The sequence below is a fragment of the Bartonella sp. TS82HLJMH genome (assembly GCF_042193495.1).
GTDB lineage: Bacteria > Pseudomonadota > Alphaproteobacteria > Rhizobiales > Rhizobiaceae > Bartonella > Bartonella grahamii.
Map to the genome: position 1 here is coordinate 1 of NZ_JBHILU010000070.1, position 1176 is coordinate 1176.

At 43.3% G+C, this 1176-nt stretch carries 1 protein-coding gene; it reads right to left on the reverse strand.

Features of this window, described 5'->3' with window-relative positions:
* Window positions 1-12: 12 nt before the first annotated feature.
* A partial coding sequence (tuf, locus tag ACFIKO_RS09245; RefSeq protein WP_375620594.1) for an elongation factor Tu occupies window positions 13-1176 on the reverse strand: 1164 nt, incomplete at its 5' end.

Consider the following 1176-nt stretch of genomic DNA (forward strand, 5'->3'; position numbering starts at 1 on the left):
AACAAGCATTATTTATTCGATGATCTTAGAGACGATACCGGCACCAACAGTACGACCACCTTCACGAATAGCAAAACGAAGCTTCTCTTCCATCGCTATCGGAACAATCAATGAAACATCCATGGCAACATTGTCTCCTGGCATAACCATTTCCGTTCCTTCTGGAAGCGTAACAATACCTGTAACATCCGTCGTACGGAAGTAAAACTGAGGACGATAATTCGTGAAAAATGGTGTATGACGTCCACCTTCATCTTTCGTCAAAATGTAAGCTTCTGCTTTAAAACGTGTATGAGGCGTAACAGACCCTGGCTTCGCCAATACTTGACCACGCTCAATCCCTTCACGGTCAACACCACGAAGCAGAGCTCCTATATTATCACCCGCTTGACCCTGATCTAAAAGCTTGCGGAACATTTCAACGCCTGTAACCGTCGTCTTAGACGTTGGACGAATACCGATAATCTCGATTTCCTCTCCAACTTTAATAACACCACGCTCAACACGACCCGTAACAACGGTTCCACGACCCGAAATCGAAAATACATCCTCTATCGGCATCAAAAATGGTTGATCAACAGGACGTTCAGGCGTTGGAATATAATTATCAACTTCACTCATTAAAAGACGAACAGCATCTTCACCAATGCTTTTATCCTTATCCTCAAGAGCTGCCAACGCAGAACCTTTAACAATTGGTATATCATCGCCTGGAAAATCATATTTGGATAAAAGTTCCCGAACCTCAAGCTCTACAAGCTCCAAAAGTTCTGCATCATCAACCTGATCAACTTTATTAAGAAAAACAACAATTGCTGGAACACCAACCTGACGCGCAAGCAAAATATGCTCACGTGTCTGAGGCATTGGACCATCAGCTGCTGAAACAACCAAAATAGCACCATCCATCTGTGCCGCACCTGTGATCATGTTCTTTACATAATCAGCGTGTCCTGGACAATCAACATGCGCATAGTGACGATTTTCCGTTTCATACTCAACGTGTGCTGTAGAAATAGTAATTCCACGTGCGCGTTCCTCTGGGGCAGCATCAATTTGATCATAGGCTTTAAATTCACCAAAATATTTCGTAATCGCTGCTGTCAACGAGGTCTTCCCATGATCAACGTGACCAATCGTACCAATATTAACATGCGGTTTTGTTCGTTCAAACTT